This is a genomic window from Endozoicomonas sp. SESOKO1 (genome assembly GCF_024606265.1).
GTDB lineage: Bacteria > Pseudomonadota > Gammaproteobacteria > Pseudomonadales > Endozoicomonadaceae > Endozoicomonas.
Map to the genome: position 1 here is coordinate 1 of NZ_JAHHPP010000157.1, position 2310 is coordinate 2310.

Consider the following 2310-nt stretch of genomic DNA (forward strand, 5'->3'; position numbering starts at 1 on the left):
CAAATGACTGTTAATCATTGGGTCGCTGGTTCGAGTCCAGCTCGGGGAGCCAAATACCTCAACCTGTACACGTCGACCACTCATTCCTTGTCATCAAAATGGTAGATTATACCATCAGTGTCCTCTAGCTCACTCCCTGCCCTGGCCAACCCGGTTCCTTCCAGAAAAACATGGTGCGGCATAGGCAGTCCCGAGTCTGGTTCAAAGCAATTACTCAACCAGGATGGAACATATTTCATGGGGGTGTTTTTTAAATCAATATTTAATTTAACTTTCACCTGAAGATCATCATACAGATTTATGGTATCAGTTGACGTCATTATCAAATCTCTTCCGACACTGAGATCATTGGGCAGCTTCACTCTAATCTGTGACAGATTTAAATCTCCATCTAACTTGAGAACTCCAGGAAAAACCATGACTCCATGAAGGTCAGCCAGCCGAATTGATTCCTGCACCATCATATCTACCGGCCATTGCTCAAAATGCTTACAGTTTTTAATAAAAACACTACCCACAGAAACACCGGAACCAATCGACTTGAAATCATGACAGTCAATCACATTCAGAGAACCGCCAAACTTCATATTTTCAGAGATACTGATCAGGCCTGTTTTATCCAGAGTGACCGAAGATTTCACTAAAAAAGTGTCAGGCAGTGTCTTCAACCCGGGGCATCTGCACACGGTAAGATTGCCATTTGGCACGTTAAACTGCTTTCCCAACGTCTGAAAGTTTTCACAGTCAATGACTCTACAATCCCCCATAATCAACGTCTTGCTCCCAAACCCAAGCCACTTTGAACAATTTGAAGCAACAAACGTTCCATCCACCATCAAGTTATCAGACAGATAACTGATATCAGTATCCTCAGGCTTATCTACTTTTAAGTTAGTATTTTCTGAACCAGGACGACACGACAGGATAAACTCCCGATTTCTTGCTGCTGTATGAACGTCAGTTCCAAACAAACTGTCAGGCAGAACATTAACATCTTTCCGTCCTAGTCTGAGCCCCCCCTTGATGTGAAGACTGGGAGGTAGAATAACGTTTTGAAGTCCTGTTAAATCAAGAAATGAATCAACAATATAATTGGTATCTGTGGCAAATTTATCGTTACGCATCAGCTCTATGAATTTTTCTGCGGTAACAACCACACTCCCGTGTAACGGCCCGCCGTTCTTTCCAAGAGCCAAAACCCCAGACGTTTGCCTAGCAGCCATAGTAGATTCAGAATGAAATGACATTAACTTGGGCGACGCATTTTGAACAACTTCCAGTAACTCGGATTCGCCTCCAGAATAAAGTTTTGCAAAAGTCCCCTCCAATGAGCAGGCTAAAGCACCAACCTCTTCACCCTTGATAAGTTTACGACCTTCGACTTGCTGAACCTTGTTACCAGAGGACTCCGTTGACGTCACAAACTCACCAGTTATAGTTACATTTGTGGAAGTGACCTGGCCAAGTGACATACATACCCCCTCAAATCGTTAACCTGAGGTGCTGAATACAGTTGGTAATCTATACAACTCTTGAAGATGTCGATGGCTTACCATCCACATAATCCTCACCGTCAATTTCAATTTGCCTAAGCAAATGGGCATAAAGTGAGCCATAGTTAGCCATAAGTCCCGGCCAGAACTTTACAAAATCCTCCGGCAACACATGAAACTCACCATAGTTGGGATCATAAACAAAGATAAAACCCTCAATACCAACAGACGTACGATAAAAGGCAATGCTATGTCCCTCACTTTCAGTCCCAGGAATCTTATTTGGAGGGTCGAACCAAAATGAATAAATAAAAGCGCCTTTTATCCATGCCAAATTACTGAGAAGACTTTGCAAGAAATAAGTACTATAACCTAGAATCGGATCCAGAGATTTTAAACCACGAAGTCGCAAGATCATTTGATCAGATTGAGTCAGCTCTTCTGGACTAAAGCGGAGATTATACACATACTGCAACAATGGATTGGCACCTCCGGCTTTCCCTTTAATCTTTGTCAATCTGTCTCTGGGGAATTCTCTGCTATCTGATAAAACCAGCCGGAGCCAATGCAGGGAAAAATTATGACAGGCTCCCTTAGCGGCTGATGAATTTTTATTGATTCGGCTAGACATTGTTTCAATCTGGGAAAAATAGGCTTCCATATACTTCATAGAATCTCTCACTACCTTCATCATAGATAATACTACGATAAACCAACAAGCCAGAATTCAGCATATATGTAAATGGATTACATCAAGAACTACCTAGGAGCCTGTCCGAGAATAGACTGCCCTACTGCGGTGGCAGCAAATTGGTCT

General features: G+C 42.6%; 2 protein-coding genes. Both read right to left on the bottom strand.

The genetic code is table 11. From position 1 onward, the window contains the following. Nucleotides 1–80 precede the first annotated feature (80 nt). Nucleotides 81–1472: a hypothetical protein gene (locus KDK13_RS07575; protein WP_257284369.1), complete on the bottom strand. Its 1392-nt coding sequence runs from the start codon at nucleotides 1470–1472 to the stop codon at nucleotides 81–83. 49 nt (nucleotides 1473–1521) lie between these two features. Beyond that, entirely contained in the window at nucleotides 1522–2163 is a 642-nt protein-coding gene (locus KDK13_RS07580; protein ID WP_257284370.1) for a hypothetical protein, read from the bottom strand. Between the last annotated feature and the right edge of the window lie 147 nt (nucleotides 2164–2310).

Coding starts and splice junctions, on each gene's coding strand:
- KDK13_RS07575 (WP_257284369.1), bottom strand. CDS start 1,472: ATGTCACTTGGCCAGGTCACTTCCACAAATGTAACTATAACTGGTGAG.
- KDK13_RS07580 (WP_257284370.1), bottom strand. CDS start 2,163: ATGAAGTATATGGAAGCCTATTTTTCCCAGATTGAAACAATGTCTAGC.